Origin of the sequence: Xanthomonas sp. SHU 308 (assembly GCF_000364645.1) — a bacterium.
Taxonomy (GTDB): Bacteria; Pseudomonadota; Gammaproteobacteria; order Xanthomonadales; family Xanthomonadaceae; genus Xanthomonas_A; species Xanthomonas_A sontii.
The window spans coordinates 1-2,108 of record NZ_AQOK01000696.1; the positions used below are offsets into that span (position 1 = coordinate 1).

The 2,108-nt window shown below is 68.4% G+C and carries 1 protein-coding gene and 1 pseudogene; one reads left to right on the plus strand and one right to left on the minus strand.

Features of this window, described 5'->3' with window-relative positions:
- Positions 1-921 (plus strand): annotated as a pseudogene (locus tag D588_RS0118885) (conditioned medium factor); the annotation flags it as partial.
- A gap of 274 nt (positions 922-1,195) precedes the next feature.
- Here the strand turns inward: D588_RS0118885 and purU are convergent.
- Positions 1,196-2,047: a formyltetrahydrofolate deformylase gene (gene purU, locus D588_RS0118890; RefSeq protein ID WP_017911840.1), complete on the minus strand. Its 852-nt coding sequence runs from the start codon at positions 2,045-2,047 to the stop codon at positions 1,196-1,198.
- Positions 2,048-2,108: the final 61 nt, after the last annotated feature.

A 2,108-nucleotide genomic window follows, 5' to 3' on the forward strand; every position in this document is an offset into this window, starting at 1 on the left:
GACGGACGCCTGCCGCTGAGCGTGGACGAACGCTGGATCGTCCGCGCCGGCGCGCGTGCACCGTTCACCCTGCGCAACCTGCGCGTGGAGGATCCGGACAACTTCGTGCCGCTGGCCACGCGTGCGACGCTGCCGCTGACCCTGCCGGCACTGCGTCGCAGCAGCGTGGCGCGCAGCACCGGCGCGATCGACGAGAGCATGCGCATGGGCGAGCGCCCGGCGCAGCTGAGCACCGCCGCCACCGACATGCAGGCGCAGGCCACCGGCAAGCGCCTGGTGCTGGTGCACGGCTATTGCTCGGGCGGGGTGTGGCCGGTGGCGCAGTTCACCAATGCCTCCGCGTTCCTGGACGTCAACCAGAACCGCAGCAACGACCAGTTCGCGCAGCGCCTGGCGCAGTTCGGCAGCCAGTGGAACTCGTTCGGCACGGTGGCGCACAGCCAGGGCGGCATGGCCGCGTTGCACCTGTACGTGTACTACTGGAGCGGCCTGGACAACGCCAGCGGCGGGCGGGTGATGCAGTCGGTGGGCACGCCCTACCAGGGCACCAACCTGGCCGGCATCCTGGCCACGGTGGGCTCGTGGTTCGGTGTGGGCTGCGGCACCAACAACGACCTCACCTACGACGGCGCCAAGGCCTGGCTGGCCGGCATCCCCAACTCGGCGCGGGCGCTGGTGAACTACTACACCACCTCCTTCGCCAAGACCAACTGGTACACCAACGACTACTGCAACGCGGCCTCGGACCTGGTGCTGAGCGACCCGGAGGACGGCACCGTGGAGCAGGTCAACGGCCAGCTGCCCGGCGGCGTCAACCGCGGCCACACCACCGGCCAGTGCCACACCACCGGCATGCGCGATCCGGCGCAGTACCTGGACGCCAGCCGCAACGCGACGATGAACGCCAACGCGGCGCGTTGAGGGCTGGGAATGGGGAATCGGGAATGGGGAATCGGCAGAGCGAACGCCGCGCTGCGGCTGCTGATGGTCCCCTTCCCTATTCCCGGCCCCATTCCCTGCTTCATCGGAAATGCCACCGTGCAGTGACTGGAGAGCGGGGATGATCGTCGATGCAGACGGTCGGCACCGCGACCATGGATTACGGCAAGCGGGTGCTCTTAGCCGCTGTTGCTGTTGCTGTTGCTGTTGCTGTTGCTGTTCCCCATTCCCGATTCCCGAATCTCCACTCCCCGCCTCAGCGAAATACCACCGTGCGATGCCCGTTGAGCAGGATGCGATGCTCGACGTGGCGGCGCACGGCGCGGGCCAGCACCTGCGACTCGGTGTCGCTGCCCAGGCGCACCAGTTCGCGCGGGGTCATGGCGTGGTCCACGCGGGCCACGTCCTGCTCGATGATCGGGCCTTCGTCCAGATCGCCGGTGACGTAGTGCGCGGTGGCACCGATGATCTTGACCCCGCGCGCGTGCGCCTGGTGGTACGGCTGCGCGCCCTTGAAGCTGGGCAGGAAGCTGTGGTGGATGTTGATCGCGCGTCCGGCCAGCGCCGCGCACAGCGTCGGCGACAGGATCTGCATGTAGCGGGCCAGCACCACCAGATCGATGCGTTCGCGTTCGACCAGCGCCAGCAGCTGCGCCTCCTGTTCGGCGCGGTTGGCGGCACTCACCGGCAGGTGGTGGAACGGCACGCCGTAGGACCCGGCGAGCGCGGCGAAGTCGGGATGGTTGGAGGCCACCGCGGCGATGTCCACCCGCAACTGCCGGCTGTGCGCGCGGAACAGCAGATCGTTGAGGCAGTGGCCCTGCTTGCTGACCAGCACCAACAGGCGCGCGCGGCGGCGCGCGTCGTGCAGTTGCCAGTCCATCGCGTAGTCGGCGGCCAGCGGCTCCAACTGCAGCTTCACCGCGGCGACGATGCCGTCGGCGGGTACGTCGAAGTGCACCCGGAGGAAGAAGCGGCCGCTTTCCTCGTCGCCGAACTGCTGCGCGTCGAGGATGTTGCAGCCGTGCTCGAACAGCAGGCCGCTGACGCGGAAGACGATGCCGGTACGGTCCGGGCAGGACAGGGTCAGGATGTAGTCGGGGCGCATCTGTCGATGATAGGGGAAAGGCGGGGATTCGGGATTCGGGATTCGGGATTCGGGATTCGGG